We start from the raw sequence: 1229 nt of genomic DNA, 5'->3' as shown, positions 1-1229 counted from the left end.
AACATGTAGAAGACGTTCCACTCGAGCGGGACCGCCAACGGGAAGGTCGAGGTGATGAAGATGTGGAACATGACCATGCCGATGATGGCGAGCCAGGTGATCGCCGTGTTCGTGGAGAACAGCAGCACCAGCGGGACGACGAGTTCGACGACGGTGCCGCAGACATGGGCGAGGAACCAGCTGACCTTGGACGGACGCAGGTCCTGCGGGAAGTTGCGGTAGAGCGAGCGCTTGAACCGCTTCGAAGTGATCCACGGGGTGTTGCTGAGCATCGGCGGGATCACATTGGTGAAGTGGTGGCCGAACTTGGAGACACCTGCGCCGAACCACACGGTGACCAGCGCGATCTTGGCTGCCAGGATCATATCGACGTGGTTGCTGAAGATGCCGAAGAAGAACATGACTGCGACGTACTGTTCCGAGCGTGCGGCCAGGAAGACCACGCGGTCGCGCAGGCCCATGACGATGATGAGGCCGACGTAGGTCAGCAGCGCCCACTGCGGGAGCAAGCCGACCTCGCTTCCCGGCAGGGCAGCGGTCGTGACGCCGGGTCCGAGCAGCAGGAACAGCAGCGTGGCCAGGAGCGCGAAGTAGATCGCGACGTCGACGACGGTGCGATGGTCACCGCGGGTGAACGGCACCACCTTCGGCCAGGGTGGGAGCCGCAGGGTGCCGCGGCGGGTCCAGTAACGCCAGCCACCGGTGAACGGCTTGAACTTGAACGCCAGCGGTCCGGAGGACGACGCGTAGCCGGTGATCTCGAACAGGATCGTCCACACCATCAACTTCTGGTAGACGATCGGCTCGCCCCACCAGCCGGCGAGATCGGCGAAACCCAGTCCGGGCGTGGTGAGTCCGACGACCGCCACCCCACCGAGAACGTAGAAGATCAGCTTGTACACGTACAGCATGTGCATCTGTTTGGGGCTGCCGAAACCGTATTCGGCCCAGTGGGTCGCCAGCACCCGCATGCGCTCCATGAAGGGCATGTCGTCGTAGGTGGCCGGGTCGACCGGTGGCATGTCTGCCGTCTTGAATCCCATTGTTACTCCTGAAGGTGGGCAGGGCTCATCACCGCGAGGGGGACTCGCGTCGAGGTAGGACGAGAGATGGGGTCAGGCGTGTTGCAGTGTGCGCCTGAGCGAGGGCTTGTCGATCTTGCCGACGGGGTTCTTCGGTAGTGCGTCGAGGATGTCGATCCGCTCGGGCACCTTCGCGCGCATCAGGTG

The 1229-nt window shown here is 63.4% G+C and carries 1 protein-coding gene; it reads right to left on the bottom strand.

Annotated features, from left to right (window positions below; translation table 11 throughout):
- Positions 1 to 1043, bottom strand: a 1043-nt coding sequence (locus R1101_RS0123800; RefSeq protein WP_016935663.1) for a DUF3556 domain-containing protein, incomplete at its 3' end; no start/stop codon positions are given.
- Positions 1044 to 1229 lie beyond the last annotated feature (186 nt).

The organism is Rhodococcus sp. R1101 (genome assembly GCF_000278445.1).
In the GTDB taxonomy this organism is placed as follows: domain Bacteria; phylum Actinomycetota; class Actinomycetes; order Mycobacteriales; family Mycobacteriaceae; genus Rhodococcus; species Rhodococcus gordoniae.
Note: the sequence above shows the minus strand (reverse complement) of the source record. Positions and strands in the feature narration are given on the sequence as shown.